At 43.8% G+C, this 320-nt stretch carries 1 protein-coding gene; it reads left to right on the top strand.

Annotated features, from left to right (window positions below; genetic code table 11):
• A partial coding sequence (locus BM266_RS17135) for an HYR domain-containing protein (protein ID WP_175494807.1) occupies nucleotides 1–320 on the top strand: 320 nt, incomplete at both ends.

Below are 320 nucleotides of genomic sequence, written 5' to 3'. Positions count from 1 at the left end.
GCCGGTAATATCGTAACAGCGAGTTTTGATGTTACCGTTGAAGACAACGAAGCGCCGGATATCACCTGTATTGGAAATATCAACTTAAATACAGCTGAAGGAGAAGATTTTGCCTTAGTAGATTTTGATGCTCCAACCGCAACCGATAATTGCGAGGTAAATATCACCCAAACTGCGGGACCAGTTTCAGGATCGGAATTCCCGATTGGCACTACCACCATCACCTTTGAAGCTGAAGATAATTCAGGGAATGTTTCTGAATGTAGCTTTACCATCACCGTTAACGATGCTGAAGCGCCAGATCTGCAATGTCCTGAAAA

The organism is Salegentibacter flavus (assembly GCF_900115145.1).
GTDB classification, from domain to species: domain Bacteria; phylum Bacteroidota; class Bacteroidia; order Flavobacteriales; family Flavobacteriaceae; genus Salegentibacter; species Salegentibacter flavus.
The sequence above is the reverse complement of the archived record's forward strand: the minus strand, read 5'-3'. Positions and strand labels throughout refer to the sequence as shown.